We start from the raw sequence: 15,118 nt of genomic DNA on the forward strand, positions 1-15,118 counted from the left end.
CTCTTCCAGAGGCAGGTTTCAGTTCGTCGAAAGCCGTTCGGTGAAGGCCTTGATGATCTCGCTCAGTTCAACCGGTTTTTCGATGCAGGGCAGGTGTGCGGCTCCGGGGATCTCCTGGTACATCGCGCCCGGGATCAGCCGCGCCATTTCCCCCACCAGAGACGGCGGTGTCGAACCGTCCTCGGTGCCCACCACGCAGATGACCGGCATCACCAGTTCCGAACTCGACTTGGTGAAATCGCTGTCCCGAATCGCGGCACAGGTGCCGACATAGCCTTCGACCGGTGTGCGTTCGAGCATCATCCGGTAACCGGTAAAGTCGGCATTGTCGGCCCTGCGATAGTCCTTGGCAAACCAGCGCTCCAGGATTGCGTCCGAAATCGCAGCTATTCCCTGTTCCCTGATCGCCGTGATACGCGCGTTCCACATGTCCGGCGTCCCGATCTTGTGGCCGGTGTCACACAGGATCATCGCGCGCACCAGGTCCGGCCTTTTGGCGGCCACCCCTTGCGCGATCATGCCCCCGACTGAAAGTCCGCAGATGATGACATTCTTGGCTTCGAAATGCTCGATCAATGCGATCAGGTCATTGATGTGATCATCCATGGTGATCTCGGCGTCACCCAGTTCCGAGAGCCCGTGACCGCGCTTGTCGTAGGCGATGATGCTGTAGTCTCCGACCATCCGCACGATCACGTCGCGCCAGATCCGGTAATCCGTTCCAAGCGAGTTGGCAAAAACGATCGTCGGCTTGTCCGGGGCCGCGCCGATCACCTGATGATGGATGACGACACCGTTCAGGCGGGCAAATTGCATGGCGAGGCTTCCTTCCGGGATGATCTGCAGATTGGAAGCCTGATTTACGCGACAGAACGCCGGCACGCAAACAAAACACTGTTCAATCAGACGGCGGCCCGTCACCATGAGCCGCCGTCCTCATCAATTCAATTTCAGGAACACCGTCTGTCAGACGTAACGATTGACGACATTCTCCAGGTACTCCTGCCGGCCGGATTTCGGCTGCGGATTGATGTCGGCCTTGCGTACCCACTCTTCGATCTCCGAAAGCGAGAAACCGCCATCAAGCATCTTCTTGGCTTCTGCACCGTTCCAGCCGGCATAGCGTTCCTCGACGAAGCTCGTCAGCACCCCGTCCTCGACCATTTTCGCCGCCGCCTTCAGCGCCCGTGCACAGGTATCCATGCCGCCGATATGGGCATAGAGCAGATCTTGCGGGTCGAGCGACTGACGCCGCAGCTTGGCGTCGAAATTGGTGCCGCCGGTGGAAAAACCGCCGCCCTTCACGATCGCGTAGTAAGCGAGCGCCATCTCGGGCACATTGTTGGGGAACTGGTCGGTGTCCCAGCCCGACTGATAGTCGTTGCGGTTCATGTCGATCGATCCGAAGATCCCCAGCGCCTGCGCCAGTTCCAACTCGTGCTCGAAGGAATGGCCGGCAAGGATCGCATGGCCCTGCTCGATATTGACCTTGACCTCGTTTTCGAGCCCGTGCCGCTTGAGGAAGCCGTAGACGGTGGCAACGTCGTAATCATACTGGTGCTTGGTCGGCTCCTGCGGCTTCGGCTCGATCAGGATCGTGCCCTCGAAGCCGATCTTGTGCTTGTACTCGACCACCAGGTTGAGGAAGCGGCCCAGCTGCTGGTCTTCCCGTTTCAGGTCGGTGTTGAGCAGGGTCTCGTAGCCTTCGCGCCCGCCCCACAGCACGTAGTTTTCACCGCCGAGCTTGTGGGTGGCATCGATGCATGTCTTCACCGTCGCCGCGGCGAAGGCAAAGACGTCCGGATCGGGATTGGTCGCGGCCCCCGACATGAATCGACGGTTGGAAAACAGGTTGGCCGTCCCCCACAGCAGTTTCACACCGGTATCTTCCTGCTTGCCGGCAAAATAGTCGACGATCTCTTCGAGGTTCTTCGTGTTCTCGGCGAAGTTGGAGCCTTCCGGACGCACGTCCGCATCATGGAAGCAGTAGAAAGGTGCACCCAGCGCAGAGAACATCTCGAAGGCAACATCGGCCTTCAGCTTCGCGAGTTCCATCGAGTCCTGCGGATACCAGGGCCTTTCGAAGGTGCGGCCACCAAACGGATCACCGCCCTCCCAGGCGAAGGAATGCCAGTAAGCGACCGCAAAGCGCAGGTGGTCCTCCATCCGCTTGCCCATGACCATCTCGTCGGCATTGTAATGGTGGAAGGCAAGCGGATTGCTGCTCTCCGGCCCTTCATACTTGATCCTGGTGACGTCTCCGAAAAATCCTGTGCTCATGACATGGCTCCTTTGATAGCGGGATAGAGCGCGCGATAGGTCTGGTATGCCTCGTCGAAGGCCGCCGAGAGATCGCGATTGGGGTGAATGGTTCTTTCCGTGGCCGGCTGCGTGCACACGGACAAGGGATCGGCGTTTTCCGCCGCGATCAGGCCAAGCCGGGCGGCGCCGAACGCGGCACCGAAGTCGCCGCCCTCGGGTATGTCCACCGGAAGGTCCAGCACGGTGGACAGTGCTTCCAGCCAGTAGTCCGACTTCGAGCCGCCGCCGATGGCGGTGACCCGTGCCAGCGACGTGCCCGCCTGGGCCAACGCGGCAAGACTGTCGCGGAAGGCAAAGCAGACCCCTTCAAGCACCGAACGGGTGAGGGAAGTGCGATCGGATGCGTGTTCGAGACCGGTAAAACTGCCGCGAATGGCGGCGTCATTGTGCGGCGTCCGTTCGCCCGAAAGATAGGGCAGGAACATCACCGAGCCCGGAGCCAGCAGGGTGTCGCCGAGCTCTGAAGTCAGCGCCGAAGGCTTCATCGAGGTGACCCCGGCAAGCCAGTTGAGCGAATCCGTTGCCGAAAGGATCACGCCCATCTGGTGCCAGGTCCCGGGCAGCGCGTGGCAGAACGCGTGCACGGCGCTGCCGGGATTGGGCAGATACCGGTTGTTGGCCGCAAACAGCACGCCCGAGGTTCCGAGCGAGGCAAAGGCGTGGTTGTCGCCCACCGTTCCCATACCGCAGGCAGAGGCCGCATTGTCACCCGCCCCTCCCGCGATCGGGATGCCGGCGGGCAAGCCCAGGTCCGCGGCCACATCGGCGCGCAACGCCCCGGCCCGCTCCGTGCCCTCGACCAGCGCGGGCATGTGGCTCCGGTCAAGACCGGTGGCTGCGAGAAGACTGTCATCCCAGGCGCGTTTGCCGGTGTCGAGCCAGGACGTTCCGGCCGAATCCGACATTTCGGAAATCGCCTCGCCGCTCAACCAGAGCCGCAGGTAATCCTTCGGCAGCAGCACCTTGGCAACGCGTGCGAAGGCTTCCGGCTCGTTGGCAGCCATCCATTTGAGTTTCGGCGCGGTGAAGCCGGGGAAGACGATATTGCCGGTCAGGCGCCGGAATATCGGATCGGCATCCAGTTCCGCGGCTTCATGATAGCTGCGTGTGTCGTTCCACAGGATGCAGGGCCGGATCACCTTGCCGTCGCGGTCGATGGTCGTCGCGCCATGCATGTGACCCGACAGCCCGATGCCGCGCACCCTGGCCAGTTCCGCAGCATGGGCCTTGCCAAGCTCCGAGAGCGCTGCCCGGGTTGCATGGATCCAGCTGTAGGGATCCTGTTCCGACCATCCGTGATGCGGCCGCTCGACGGTGAGTGGCGCACTGGCCGAACCCAGGATGCGCTGATTGTCATCAATCAGCAGCGCCTTCAGCGATGAGGTTCCGAGATCAAGTCCGAGATACATGGCGGCGGATCCTTTCAGCAAGATGCGGGATTGGCTCAGGACACGGGCTCATGGCAGATTGTCCTTCAGGAAAATATCGATGCGAATGCGCTCCTGTGCACTGATCGGCATCAATCCATCGGCCCGCGCTTTGAGCACCCGGATCGCGCTGCGCACTTCATGCCCGCAATCCTGGTTGATGACGGCATCGAACAGACCCTCGGCAAGCGCCTGCCGCGAATGCTCCGTCACTTCGTGCGCAACAACGGCGAGCTTGCGCTGTTCGCGGTCCGGAAGGGCCTCGATCAGTCCGCGCGTGCCGGCGCCGAGACTGTAGATAGCTATGATTTCTGTTTCGGCGTCGAGCGCAGCCGTCACGGCCTGCCTGACCGTGTCCGCGTCATCATTGGTCTCCACCGGTCCAACGATTTCAAGGTCGGGAAATTCGCTTCTGAGCACGGCGGCAAAGCCCGAAGCCCGGTCCATATGGTCCGACAGCTTCATCGAGCCGGCCACGACCAGCACCTTCCCGGCTCGGCCATTGCAGAACCGTCCGATCAGTCCGCCGGCAGTCCGGCCGGCGGCGAGGTTGTCGATGCCGCAGAAATGAATCCGCTGCGATCCCGGCAGATCGGACACCAGCGTGGCCACGTGAACACCCCTGTCGACCAGACGATCCACCGCAGCCGACACATCGGGCGTATCGGTTGCGACCAGTGCCACACCGTTTACCTCTGCCGGATCGAGTGAATCGAGAACACCGACAATGGCCGCCGGATCGAAGGGCGGCACCGTTTCGATCCGGATCGCCGTCCGCTCTACCGGCGAGCGCTGCATGGCGGCACGGATCTCCGCTTCAAGCCCACGCATGAAACTGTTTGGCCCTTCCGGCAGGATGAACACAAGCGGATAGGTCCGCTTCTTCGCCAGGTTCGCAGCAGAGACGTCGCGCACATAGCCCAGACGCTCAACTGCTGCCTGCACCTTGTCGACGGTCTTCCGCCGCACCCCCGGCCGGGCATTGAGCACCCGGTCGACGGTCGCCAGGCTGACTCCGGCCTCAGCCGCGATGTCGTGAACGGTTGGTCGCATTGTCTCCTCCTGCGAGGTCTTCTAGAGCAATTCTTGAGGTACGTAAATCAAAGATCTGCGGGATCCGGCACCTGCTCTGCAAAACGCCAATCCTCTCGCGGCAGACCGGCAAGCGGCCCTTATACTTGACGCCACCGGCACAATATGGCCTAAGGCAGCGCCTGCCGGTCTCCGCCGCGCCTTGCCTGGCTGCAGCGTTACCGGACAGCGATCGCAGCCGGCAAAAGCCGCCGCGCGCATCATTCAACCGGACCTGAAAGCGGGCGAACAAAAATGGCCAACACTGCAACGCGGGTGCGCATCGCACCGTCTCCGACTGGCGAGCCGCATGTCGGAACCGCCTACATCGCGCTGTTCAACTACCTTTTTGCGAAAAAGAACGGCGGCGAGTTCATCCTGCGTATCGAAGACACCGATGCCGCCCGTTCGACGCCGGAGTTTGAACAGAAGGTTCTCGACGCGCTGAAATGGTGCGGCCTGTCCTGGTCCGAAGGCCCGGATATCGGCGGTCCGTACGGCCCCTACCGGCAGAGCGAACGCAAGGACATCTACCGCCCCTATGTCGACAAGATCGTCGAAAACGGCCACGGCTTTCGCTGTTTCTGTACGCCCGAGCGCCTTGACGAGATGCGCGCCGCCCAGCGCGCGGCCGGAAAGCCGCCGAAATATGACGGCCGCTGCCTGAGCCTCACCGTCGAGGAAGTCACCGAACGGATGAATGCGGGTGAACCATCGGTGGTCCGGATGAAGATCCCGACCGAAGGCTCCTGCAAGTTTGTCGACGGCGTTTACGGCGAGGTCGAAATTCCCTGGGAAGCCGTCGACATGCAGGTCCTGCTCAAGGCCGACGGCATGCCCACCTATCACATGGCCAATGTGGTCGACGATCACCTGATGAAGATCACCCACGTTGCACGCGGCGAGGAATGGTTGGCCTCTGTCCCCAAGCACATCCTGATCTACCAGTATCTGGGTCTTGAGCCACCGGTGTTCATGCACCTGTCGCTGATGCGCAACGCCGACAAGTCGAAACTGTCCAAGCGCAAGAATCCGACTTCGATCTCCTATTACGCTGCACTCGGTTTCCTTCCCGAGGCGCTGATGAACTTCCTCGGCCTGTTCTTCATCCAGATCGCCGAAGGCGAGGAACTGCTGACCATGGATCAGCTGGTCGCCAATTTCGACCCGGAGAACCTGTCCAAGGCCGGCGCGATCTTCGATCTCCAGAAGCTCGACTGGCTCAACGGCCGCTGGCTGCGCGAGAGCATTTCCGAAGAGGATTTCGTCGCACGCGTTCTGGCCTGGGCCCAGGAAAACGGCCGTTTCCGCGAAGGCATGAAACTGGCGCAGTCCCGCATCACCAAGCTCTCCGACCTGCCGGATCTGACCGGCTTCCTGCTCAAGGGTGACCTCGGCCTGACCGCGGCGGACTTCTCCAACATCAAGAAGGTGTCGCTGGAAGACGTGCTGACCATTCTTCAGACGGTTCAGCCGGACCTGGAAAAGATTTTTGAGTGGAACGCGGAAACCATCGAGGCGGAACTGCGCGCCATTTCCGAGCGCAGCGACATCAAGCTTCGAAACCTGCTGGCTCCCCTGTTCATTGCGGTATCAGGTTCGTCGCGGTCATTGCCGCTCTTTGACTCCATGTCCATTCTCGGCCGCTCGGTCGTGCGTCAGCGCCTCAAGCAGGCCGAAACAGCGGTCAAGGCCGGCGTTGAAGCAGCCAAAGCCAACAACGGGTAGAACAATGAACGAAAAGACACCTGAAGCCGGCCTCTCCTCCGACGTCACCGAGGTGCGCGCCCAAAAGCTCGCCAGACTGCGCGAGACGGTCGCCGAGGTCTATCCGGCGCATTTTCACCGCACCATGACCAACCAGGAGCTGGCGGAAAAATACGCTGACATCGAACCTGATACGCTGACCGGCGAGATCATCACGGTCGCCGGGCGCGTCTATTCCTCGCGCAATTCCGGCATGTTCATGGATATCCATGATGCCTCGGGCAAGGTGCAGATCTTCAGCCACAAGGATACTACGCCGGAAGCGGCGCGCGATCTCCTGCCGCTGATCGATCTGGGTGACATCATCGGCGTCACCGGTGAAGTCAGGCGCACCAAGCGTGGTGAACTCACGGTCAACGCCCACGAGATCACCATGCTTACCAAGTCGCTGCTGCCGATGCCGGAAAAGTGGCATGGTCTTTCCGACATCGAACTGCGCTACCGCAAGCGCCATCTCGACATCCTGACCAACGAGGATTCCAAGCTCCGCTTCCAGCAACGCTCGAAGATCGTCTCCGGCATCCGCCGCTTCATGGAAGACGAAGGTTTCATGGAAATTGAAACCCCGATGCTGCATTCGGTCTATGGCGGCGCAACGGCGGAGCCTTTCAAGACACACCACAACACGCTCAAGCTCGACATGTACCTGCGCATTGCGCCCGAGCTTTACCTCAAGCGTGCGCTTGTCTCCGGGCTGACCGACAAGGTCTTCGAGGTCAACCGCAACTTCCGCAACGAGGGCGTGTCGACCCGGCACAATCCCGAGTTCACCATGCTGGAATGCTACTGGGCCTATGCCGACTATGAAGACATCATGGGGCTGGTCGAACGATTGTTCGAAAAGCTGGCCCTGGCGGTCCATGGAACCACCGACATCACCTACGGTGAGGAGCAACTCTCCTTCAAGGGACCGTTCCGCCGGGTTGCCATGCCCGATGCGGTAAAGGATGCGACCGGCATAGATTTCCGCGCGATCGCCACCGACGAGGAGGCCAGGGCAGCATCCAAAGCGGCAGGTTTTGAGATCGAGGACGACTGGACCTGGGGCGAATGCCTGGCGTTCATCTTCGAGGAAAAGGTCGAGGCCTCACTCATTCAGCCAACCCATGTGATCGATTTCCCCAAGGACATTTCGCCCTTCGCCAAGGAAGTGCCGGGCGAACCGCGCCTGGTTGAACGCTTCGAGACCTACTGCAACGCCTGGGAGTTGGGCAACGCATTCTCCGAGCTCAATGACCCGGAAGAACAGCGCAAGCGCATGGTCGAACAGCTCGAGCAGGCCCATGCCCGCGGCGAGAGCGAGAAACAGCTCGATGACGAGTTTCTTGATGCTATCGACCAGGGCATGCCGCCGGCAGGTGGCCTCGGCATCGGCGTAGACCGCCTGATCATGCTGCTGACCAATGCGCCGTCCATCCGCGATGTGATCCTGTTCCCAGCCCGCAAGACGCGCAGCGAATAGTCAGAACCCCAAGCCGGGCATCAATGCCCGGCGGCTTTCGCCGGCTCGCTTGCTGCTACGGTCTGGGCCTCCTCATCGACCTGGTCGCCATCACAGCCCTCGATCTTTTCGATTTCATGGGCGATGGCTTCGATCTCGGTTTGGGGCATATCGACCCGTTCGCCGAAATAGTAGCCGGTGCTGGTTGGCACTGTGTTGATGTAACGCACTTCCCACGGCTGTGACACGGCAAGCGTCCTCGTAGGAACCGGCGCGTAGACGATTTCAGCACCGATCGCGGAACCGCGAAGTTCGGCTCTTGTAGTCGGTCCGCGATGATCGGCGACCTGGACAATAATGAGATCGGGATCGAGCTTTTCGGAAAGATGGCGCGCAAGGCGCATGCCTGTCTTGACCCGGTCCCTGGGCTCGGCATCGTCGCCCGCGACAAGGGCGATCAGCCGCTTTTCCTTGCCGCGCCGGAATTCGGACTGATACACCGTCCGGCAATGACCGCCGGCCTCTTCCTGGAACCCCGGGATCATGTTTGCCGGGGCGAACACCAACGCAGCCGTTCCGGAAGCTCCGAGGACAAAAAGAAACCCGCCTGACAGCAAAACGAGCTTGCGCGAGACACGAAACAGACTGAACAGATTACGCTTGGCGGCTGCCATGACTGGATACCCTTGACGCAGAACAACTCTGCACAGTGTAGCCAAACGCCCTTACGTAAGTATTAACCCTGTTTCTTAAGATGTGCTTCAATCCGGATCAGACGGGATCAGCTTGGATCAGCAATCCTGAAGCGGCGATCAATGTCAGCTTTACGGCCAGGAATATCAAGCCGCATGGGCGATCGCTCACGCCGGGCGATGACCTTGCCGCGTGCCATCACCATCAGCCGCGTTGCCCGCAACCTTATTGCCTCGATCGGGTTGCCCGCATCAAGCACCACCAGATCGGCGCGCTTGCCGGCCTCAAGGCCATAGTCCTCGAGCCCCATGATCGCGGCACTTTCGGTGGTGACCATCTCATAGCAACGCCGCATGTCCTCAGGGCTGGTCATTTGCGCCACGTGCAATCCCATGAAGGCGACGTCAAGCATGTCGGCCGTGCCCAGCGAATACCACGGATCAAGCACACAATCCTGACCGAAACCGACCCGGATTCCATGCTTGAGCATTTCCGGCACCCGCGTCATGCCGCGTCGCTTCGGATAGGTGTCGTGGCGGCCTTGCAGCGTGATGTTGATCAGCGGATTGGGAATTGCCGCAACCTCGGCCTCCGCAATCAGCGGCAGCAGCTTGGAGACGTAGTAATTGTCCATCGAATGCATCGAGGTGAGATGCGACCCCGCCACCCGGCCCTGCAGCCCCAGCCGCTGCGTCTCGTAGGCCAGTTGCTCGATATGACGCGACAACGGATCATCGGTCTCGTCGCAATGCATGTCGACCATCAGACCGCGTTCAGCGGCAATTTCACAAAGCTCCGTCACCGATGCGCGCCCATCCGCCATGGTGCGCTCAAAATGCGGAATCCCGCCGACAACATCCACTCCAAGATCGAGTGCCCGGATTGTATTCGCGCGGGCCGTCGATGACCGGTACAGCCCATCCTGCGGGAATGCCACCAGTTGCAGATCGATGTAGTGCGCGATCTCTTTTTTGACTTCCAGCAAAGCCTCGACCGCCAGCAGCCGGTCATCGCAAACATCGACATGGGTGCGGATGGCGAGCAGGCCCATCGAAGCGGCCCAGTCGCAATAGGCAAGCGCCCGTTCCTTGACCGCTTCGTGGGTCAGGAGCGGCTTGAGTTCACCCCAGAGGCCGATCCCCTCCAGCAGTGTGCCCGAGGCATTGATCCGCGGCAGTCCGTAGGACAGCGTCGCATCCATGTGAAAATGCGGGTCGACGAAGGGCGGCGAAACCAGATCGCCCGTGATATCGATGATCTCGCCCGCTTCCGCCTCGATGGCTGGCGAGATCGCCGCGATCCGCCCGTCATTGATGGCGATGTCCGCGGTCGTCCCGTCGGGCAGCACACCGCCCTTGAGCAAGGTGTCAAAACTCATCTCTCGCCTTTCTGGTAGGGGATCATCAGCGCCTTCGGATAGGTCGCCCGCCGGGCGACCACGACCAGCGCCACGATCGACAGCACGAACGGCATCATCAGGAAGATCTGGTAGGGGATGACACCGCCGGTGATCTGCTGCAGCCGCACCTGGTAGGCATCGAAGGCTGCAAACAGGATGGCGCCGATCAGCGCCTTGCCCGGCCGCCAGGAGCCGAACACCACCAGCGCGATGGCGATCCAGCCGCGTCCGTTGATCATCTCGAAGAAGAACGAGTTGAACGCCGACATGGTGAGAAACGCTCCGCCGATTGCCATCAGCGCCGAGCCGACCATCACCGCGCCGATCCGCACGGCGGTCACCGATATGCCCTGCGCCTCGACCGCGGAGGGGTTTTCGCCGACCGCCCGTACCGCCACGCCAACCGGCGTCCGGTAGAAGACGAATGCGACAGCGGCGACGGTGAAATAGGCGAGATAGGTAAGCGGCGTCTGATTGAACAGCGCCGGACCGAGCACCGGGATATCCGACAGAACCGGAACCGCGAAAGGTTGGAACGGCTCGATCTTCGGCGGCGAGGACACTTCCGGCAGCAGGATCCGGTAGGTGAAATAGGTCAGGCTCGCCGCAAGCAGCGTGATCCCGATACCGGTCACATGCTGCGACAGCCCGAGCGGCACGGTCAGGAAGCCGTGCAGCAACCCGAACATCGCCCCGGTCAGCGCGGCGACAAGTACGCCGGTCCACAGGTCCCCGCCCATGTAGACGGTAAACCAGCCGGAAAACGCGCCAGCCACCATGATGCCCTCGATCCCCAGATTGAGCACACCCGCCCGCTCACAGATCAGTTCACCCATGGTGGCGAAGATCAGCGGCGAGGCAATACGGATCGCCGCAACCCAGAAACTGGCGGTGAACAGAATCTCGAAGGCTTCCATCATAGCCAGCCTCTGGTAACGCGGTGAGCTACCCCCCTCTGTCGGCGATGCCGACATCTCCCCCGCAAGGGGGGAGATAGGAGGCATGCGGACATGCCGCTCTTGTCCTCAAAAACTGCACCGCGTGAGACCATCGGGCTGAGCGCAGAATGGCAATCGGCCAATCTCCCCCCTTGCGGGGGAGATGTCACCGCAGGTGACAGAGGGGGGTGGGGATGCGCTGCTAAGAATCGATATTTCACATTCACCTCCAGCGCACGCGGTAGCGCATCAGCATGATCGCCGCGACCATGGTCAGCAGCGATGTCGCCACCATCACCTCGGCAATGTAACTCGGCACATTGGCGCTTCGGCTCATCGCATCGGCGCCGACAAAGATGCCGGCCACGAAGATCGCGGCGGCAATGACTCCGAGCGGGTTGAGCATCGCCAGCATGGCGACGACAATGCCGGTGTAGCCGTAGCCCGGCGACAAATCGAGCGTCAGGTTGCCTTTCAGACCGGCGACTTCGGAAAACCCGGCCAGCGCCGCAAGCCCGCCCGACAAGAGAGCTGTCTTGACGATCACCCGGTTGACCGGAATGCCGGCAAAGCGTGCCGCTTCCGCATTGTGTCCGACCGCGCGCATCTCATAGCCCAGCGTTGTCTTCTTCATGATCACCCAGACCACGATGGCCGAAGCGATGGCGAGGACGAACCCGAAATGCAGCCGCTTGCCCTTGATCAGCCGCGGCAACTGCGCTTCTTCGATCACCCGCCTGGACTGCGGCCAGCCAAGACCCATCGGATCTTTCAGCAGGCCTTCAAGCAGCATGGAGACGAACAGCAGCACGATGAAGTTCAAGAGCAGCGTGGTCACCACCTCGTCGACTCCAAACTTTGTCTTCAGGATCGCCGGGCCGAGCAGGGCAAGCGCACCCGTCAGCATCGCGGCGATCATGATCAGTGGAATCAGCCCCGCCGATGGCAGGGTCACAGCACCCGTGCCAATCACCACGGTCATCACCGCTCCAAGATAAAGCTGTGCTTCGGCGCCGATGTTCCAGAGCTTGGCTCGGAACGCCACCGCCACGGCAAGCCCGGTGAAGATCAGCGGTGTCGCCCGAGTCAGGGTTTCCAGAAGCGCGAACTGCGATCCGGCCGCGCCCTTCAAGACAAGCCAGAATACCGTCAGCGGCGACGCGCCGGCGATCATCACCAGCAGCGAGGAAAACACCACGGTCGCCAGGATTGCCCCGGCCGGCCACAAGATGCTGGCCGCGGCTGACCTGGCCGGTCTCGGTTCAAGCCGCATGGCTCGCCCCCTCGTCGTGCCCGTGCCCGGCCATCAGTTCGCCGAGCTGCATGACGCTGAGTTCGCCCCGCAGGGATGGCCTCGACAATTGGCCCCGGTGGATAACCAGGATCCGGTCAGACAGCGTCTGGATCTCATCGAGGTCCTCGGAAATCAGCAGCACTGCAGCCCCCCGGTCGCGCGCCTCGATCAACCGCGCATGCACATAGGCGACGGCCCCGACATCAAGCCCGCGGGTCGGCTGGCTGGCGAGAATGATGTCCGGATCCCCGTCAAGCGCCCGGCCCAGAATGAGCTTCTGCATGTTGCCGCCGGACAAGAGCCGCACTCGGGCATCCGGCGACGGGCATTTGACGTCGTAGGCCTTGATGATGTCAGTTGCGAAGTCTGCCGCGGCCTTCCAGTTCAGAAACCCGAACCTCGAGAACCGTGGGCTGCGATAGGCCTCTGAAATCACGTTCTCGGCCACGCTCATGTCGCCGATCATGCCGGTTGCATGCCGGTCTTCCGGTATCCGCCCCAGGCCCCGCTCCAGCGCCGCGCCGGGAGACCATCGCTCGGCCTTCTCGCCATGAACGAGGATGTCACCCTCCACAGATTCCAAGGTCCCCGAAATCAGCGCCGCCAGTGCAGCCTGGCCATTGCCGGAAATGCCCGCGAGGCCGGTAATCTCGCCACCGCGCAACTGCATGGAAATCTGCTTGAGCGCCGCGCCGCCCAGGCTTCGCGTCGAAACACCCTTGAGTTCGAACAGGCAATTCCGGGGCGATGCTGGTCCGATCTTGTTGACCGGCAATTGCCCGCCAACCATCAGTTCGGCCAGTTCCCTGCGTGTCGCCTCGGAAGTCTTGCGCTCGCCTGCGAGCTTGCCGCCCCGCAAAACCACCACGCGATCGGAAACCGCCTGAACTTCGCCGAGCTTGTGCGAGATGAAGATCACCGAAAGCCCCGCCGCGACCAATTTTGCGAGCGTGGCAAAAAGCGCCTCGGTTTCCATCGGCGTCAGCACCGCGGTCGGTTCATCGAGAATGAGAATCCGCGCCTCGCGGTAGAGCGCCTTGAGGATTTCGACCCGCTGCCGCTCCCCGACAGACAATTCGGTGATCATCCGGTCCGGATCGACTTCAAGCCCGTAGTCCACGGCCAGACGCCGGATCTTATCCCGGGCGGCTGATTTGCCCAGGTTGAACGACCACAGCGGACGCGTGCCAAGCACGATGTTTTCGAGCACCGTCATCTGATCGGCAAGCGTGAAATGCTGATGCACCATGCCGATGCCGGCAGCCAGCGCCGCGTGCGGGTCTCCAGGCGGCAGCGTCTTGCCGAACACCTCTATCTCTCCCTCATCGGCGGTGTAATGGCCGAAAAGGATGTTCATCAGCGTGGTCTTGCCGGCGCCGTTTTCGCCAAGCAGCGCCACCACCTCGCCGCGCTTCAGCGACAGCGAAATGCCGTCATTGGCGACCAGCGGGCCAAATCTCTTGGTGATGCCCGAGAGGCGGAGAACCGTCTCCGCCTCCGGGCCATTGTTGGCGTCCATCAGCTGGACTTGGGCTCTTCGTCGTTGATCTCGACCACGAAGGAGCCGTCCTTGATTGCGGCTTCCCGCTCCATGACCAGCTTCATCGCCTCTTCGGGAACCTTGCCCTCGAAGGTTCCGAGCGGTGCCAGCGAACAGCCGCCTTCCTTCATGAAAGAATAGACCCCGTAATTCTCGGCCTTGAACGTGCCTGCCTTGACCATCTCGATGGCATGGTCGAGCGTCGGCTCGAAATGCCACAACGCCGAGGCCACCACCGTATCGGGGTAGTCTGCCTGGGTGTCGATCACGTTGCCGATCGCAAGGATGCCCTTTTCCTTCGCCGCATCGGACACACCGAAGCGTTCGGCGTAGAGAATGTCCGCTCCACCATCGATCTGCGCGAAAGCGGTCTCCTTGGCCTTCGGCGGATCGAACCACGAACCGATGAACGCAACCTGGAACTTGGTGTCAGGTGCCGTTTCCTTCACGCCCGCCATGAAGGCGTGCATGAGCCGGTTGACTTCCGGAATCGGAAAACCGCCGACCATGCCCATATTGTTTGACTTGGTCATGGCGCCTGCGATGATACCGGACAGGTAGGATGCGTCCTGGATGTAGTTGTCGAACACAGCGAAGTTCGGTGCATCGTCCTTGGGAAGGAAACTCGAGCCCATCAGGTAGGCCGTTTCCGGATAATCGGCGGCCACCTGGCGAGCCGCATCCTCGACCGCAAAGACTTCGCCGATGATCAGGTCATGACCGGCTTCGGAGTATTCGCGCATCACGCGCTCGTAGTCATTATTCGAGGTGTTTTCGGAAAACACATACTCGATGTCGCCGCGGGCGACGGCCGCGTTGGCGGCCTTGTGGATACGGCTGACCCACTGCTGTTCGACCGGAACCGTGTAGATCGCGGCGACCTTGAGCGGCCCTTCGGCGCGCGCCCGGCCCATGAAGCCCGGCATGGCGAGCGCTGCGGCACCGGCAGCGGCACCTGCGAGAACCTGGCGGCGTTTGAGGAGATTGGGATGGCTGGACATGGTTGTTCTTGTCATGGCTGACGCTCCTGTTTGACAAAGATTTAAGCTGCACCCGTCATTATTTTTGACCAAATGATAAAACGCCCATCCCGCCTTGGCAACAGCGTAATACTTGCTGTGCACAATCCTCGCGATCTCGTCCTTTTGCCCGGCAATCAGGCCAATTCACCTTCGTCAGGCAGGCCAGCGCGGATTTTTGGTTGCGCATCGCGCGCGAAGCGGCAC

The 15,118-nt window shown here is 61.4% G+C and carries 12 protein-coding genes; 2 read left to right on the forward strand and 10 right to left on the reverse strand.

Annotated elements, in window-relative coordinates:
• Positions 1-18: 18 nt before the first annotated feature.
• From pcaD to SPHINGO391_RS19540, 4 genes are all read right to left on the reverse strand, one after another.
• A complete protein-coding gene (pcaD, locus tag SPHINGO391_RS19525) occupies positions 19-816 on the reverse strand; it encodes a 3-oxoadipate enol-lactonase (protein ID WP_152010406.1) in 798 nt (265 codons plus the stop codon).
• 150 nt (positions 817-966) lie between these two features.
• A complete protein-coding gene (gene xylA, locus SPHINGO391_RS19530; protein WP_152010407.1) occupies positions 967-2,280 on the reverse strand; it encodes a xylose isomerase in 1,314 nt (437 codons plus the stop codon).
• Positions 2,277-3,731 (reverse strand): xylulokinase, encoded by a 1,455-nt coding sequence (gene xylB, locus SPHINGO391_RS19535; protein ID WP_152010408.1) that lies wholly within the window; start codon positions 3,729-3,731, stop codon positions 2,277-2,279. The genes xylA and xylB overlap by 4 nt, the downstream gene beginning before the upstream one ends.
• A gap of 48 nt (positions 3,732-3,779) precedes the next feature.
• Positions 3,780-4,802: a LacI family DNA-binding transcriptional regulator gene (locus SPHINGO391_RS19540; protein ID WP_152010409.1), complete on the reverse strand. Its 1,023-nt coding sequence runs from the start codon at positions 4,800-4,802 to the stop codon at positions 3,780-3,782.
• Positions 4,803-5,075: 273 nt separating this feature from the next.
• On the opposite strand from SPHINGO391_RS19540, the gene gltX reads away from it, so the two are divergent.
• Both gltX and lysS read left to right on the forward strand, forming a co-directional pair.
• Positions 5,076-6,548, forward strand: a complete 1,473-nt coding sequence (gltX, locus tag SPHINGO391_RS19545; RefSeq protein WP_152010410.1) for a glutamate--tRNA ligase — start codon at positions 5,076-5,078, stop codon at positions 6,546-6,548.
• 4 nt (positions 6,549-6,552) lie between these two features.
• On the forward strand, positions 6,553-8,049 hold the full coding sequence (gene lysS, locus SPHINGO391_RS19550) for a lysine--tRNA ligase (protein WP_152010411.1): 1,497 nt from the start codon (positions 6,553-6,555) through the stop codon (positions 8,047-8,049).
• A gap of 20 nt (positions 8,050-8,069) precedes the next feature.
• On the opposite strand, the gene SPHINGO391_RS19555 is transcribed toward lysS, so the two are convergent.
• The 6 genes from SPHINGO391_RS19555 to SPHINGO391_RS19580 all read right to left on the reverse strand — a co-directional run bounded on the left by SPHINGO391_RS19555 (position 8,070) and on the right by SPHINGO391_RS19580 (position 14,908).
• The gene (locus SPHINGO391_RS19555) at positions 8,070-8,702 is read right to left on the reverse strand and encodes a hypothetical protein (protein ID WP_152010412.1); all 633 of its coding nucleotides are present in this window, start codon (positions 8,700-8,702) and stop codon (positions 8,070-8,072) included.
• Between the two features lie 107 nt (positions 8,703-8,809).
• On the reverse strand, positions 8,810-10,099 hold the full coding sequence (locus SPHINGO391_RS19560) for an amidohydrolase family protein (protein ID WP_152010413.1): 1,290 nt from the start codon (positions 10,097-10,099) through the stop codon (positions 8,810-8,812).
• The gene (locus SPHINGO391_RS19565; protein ID WP_152010414.1) at positions 10,096-11,037 is read right to left on the reverse strand and encodes an ABC transporter permease; all 942 of its coding nucleotides are present in this window, start codon (positions 11,035-11,037) and stop codon (positions 10,096-10,098) included. The genes SPHINGO391_RS19560 and SPHINGO391_RS19565 overlap by 4 nt, the downstream gene beginning before the upstream one ends.
• Positions 11,038-11,281: 244 nt before the next feature.
• Positions 11,282-12,331 (reverse strand): ABC transporter permease, encoded by a 1,050-nt coding sequence (locus SPHINGO391_RS19570; RefSeq protein ID WP_152010415.1) that lies wholly within the window; start codon positions 12,329-12,331, stop codon positions 11,282-11,284.
• Entirely contained in the window at positions 12,321-13,871 is a 1,551-nt protein-coding gene (locus SPHINGO391_RS19575; protein WP_152010416.1) for an ABC transporter ATP-binding protein, read from the reverse strand. The genes SPHINGO391_RS19570 and SPHINGO391_RS19575 overlap by 11 nt, the downstream gene beginning before the upstream one ends.
• Entirely contained in the window at positions 13,871-14,908 is a 1,038-nt protein-coding gene (locus SPHINGO391_RS19580; protein WP_244615265.1) for a BMP family protein, read from the reverse strand. The genes SPHINGO391_RS19575 and SPHINGO391_RS19580 overlap by 1 nt, the downstream gene beginning before the upstream one ends.
• Positions 14,909-15,118: the final 210 nt, after the last annotated feature.

It is taken from the genome of Hoeflea sp. EC-HK425, from assembly GCF_902498795.1.
Taxonomy (GTDB): Bacteria; Pseudomonadota; Alphaproteobacteria; order Rhizobiales; family Rhizobiaceae; genus Hoeflea; species Hoeflea alexandrii.

What these genes read in the sequence shown, in the direction of transcription:
- pcaD (WP_152010406.1), bottom strand. Translation starts at nt 816, where the DNA reads ATGCAATTTGCCCGCCTGAACGGTGTCGTCATCCATCATCAGGTGATC.
- xylA (WP_152010407.1), bottom strand. Translation starts at nt 2,280, where the DNA reads ATGAGCACAGGATTTTTCGGAGACGTCACCAGGATCAAGTATGAAGGG.
- SPHINGO391_RS19570 (WP_152010415.1), bottom strand. Translation starts at nt 12,331, where the DNA reads ATGCGGCTTGAACCGAGACCGGCCAGGTCAGCCGCGGCCAGCATCTTG.
- gltX (WP_152010410.1), top strand. Translation starts at nt 5,076, where the DNA reads ATGGCCAACACTGCAACGCGGGTGCGCATCGCACCGTCTCCGACTGGC.
- SPHINGO391_RS19575 (WP_152010416.1), bottom strand. Translation starts at nt 13,871, where the DNA reads ATGGACGCCAACAATGGCCCGGAGGCGGAGACGGTTCTCCGCCTCTCG.
- lysS (WP_152010411.1), top strand. Translation starts at nt 6,553, where the DNA reads ATGAACGAAAAGACACCTGAAGCCGGCCTCTCCTCCGACGTCACCGAG.
- SPHINGO391_RS19560 (WP_152010413.1), bottom strand. Translation starts at nt 10,099, where the DNA reads ATGAGTTTTGACACCTTGCTCAAGGGCGGTGTGCTGCCCGACGGGACG.
- SPHINGO391_RS19565 (WP_152010414.1), bottom strand. Translation starts at nt 11,037, where the DNA reads ATGGAAGCCTTCGAGATTCTGTTCACCGCCAGTTTCTGGGTTGCGGCG.
- SPHINGO391_RS19555 (WP_152010412.1), bottom strand. Translation starts at nt 8,702, where the DNA reads ATGGCAGCCGCCAAGCGTAATCTGTTCAGTCTGTTTCGTGTCTCGCGC.
- SPHINGO391_RS19580 (WP_244615265.1), bottom strand. Translation starts at nt 14,908, where the DNA reads ATGACAAGAACAACCATGTCCAGCCATCCCAATCTCCTCAAACGCCGC.
- xylB (WP_152010408.1), bottom strand. Translation starts at nt 3,731, where the DNA reads ATGTATCTCGGACTTGATCTCGGAACCTCATCGCTGAAGGCGCTGCTG.
- SPHINGO391_RS19540 (WP_152010409.1), bottom strand. Translation starts at nt 4,802, where the DNA reads ATGCGACCAACCGTTCACGACATCGCGGCTGAGGCCGGAGTCAGCCTG.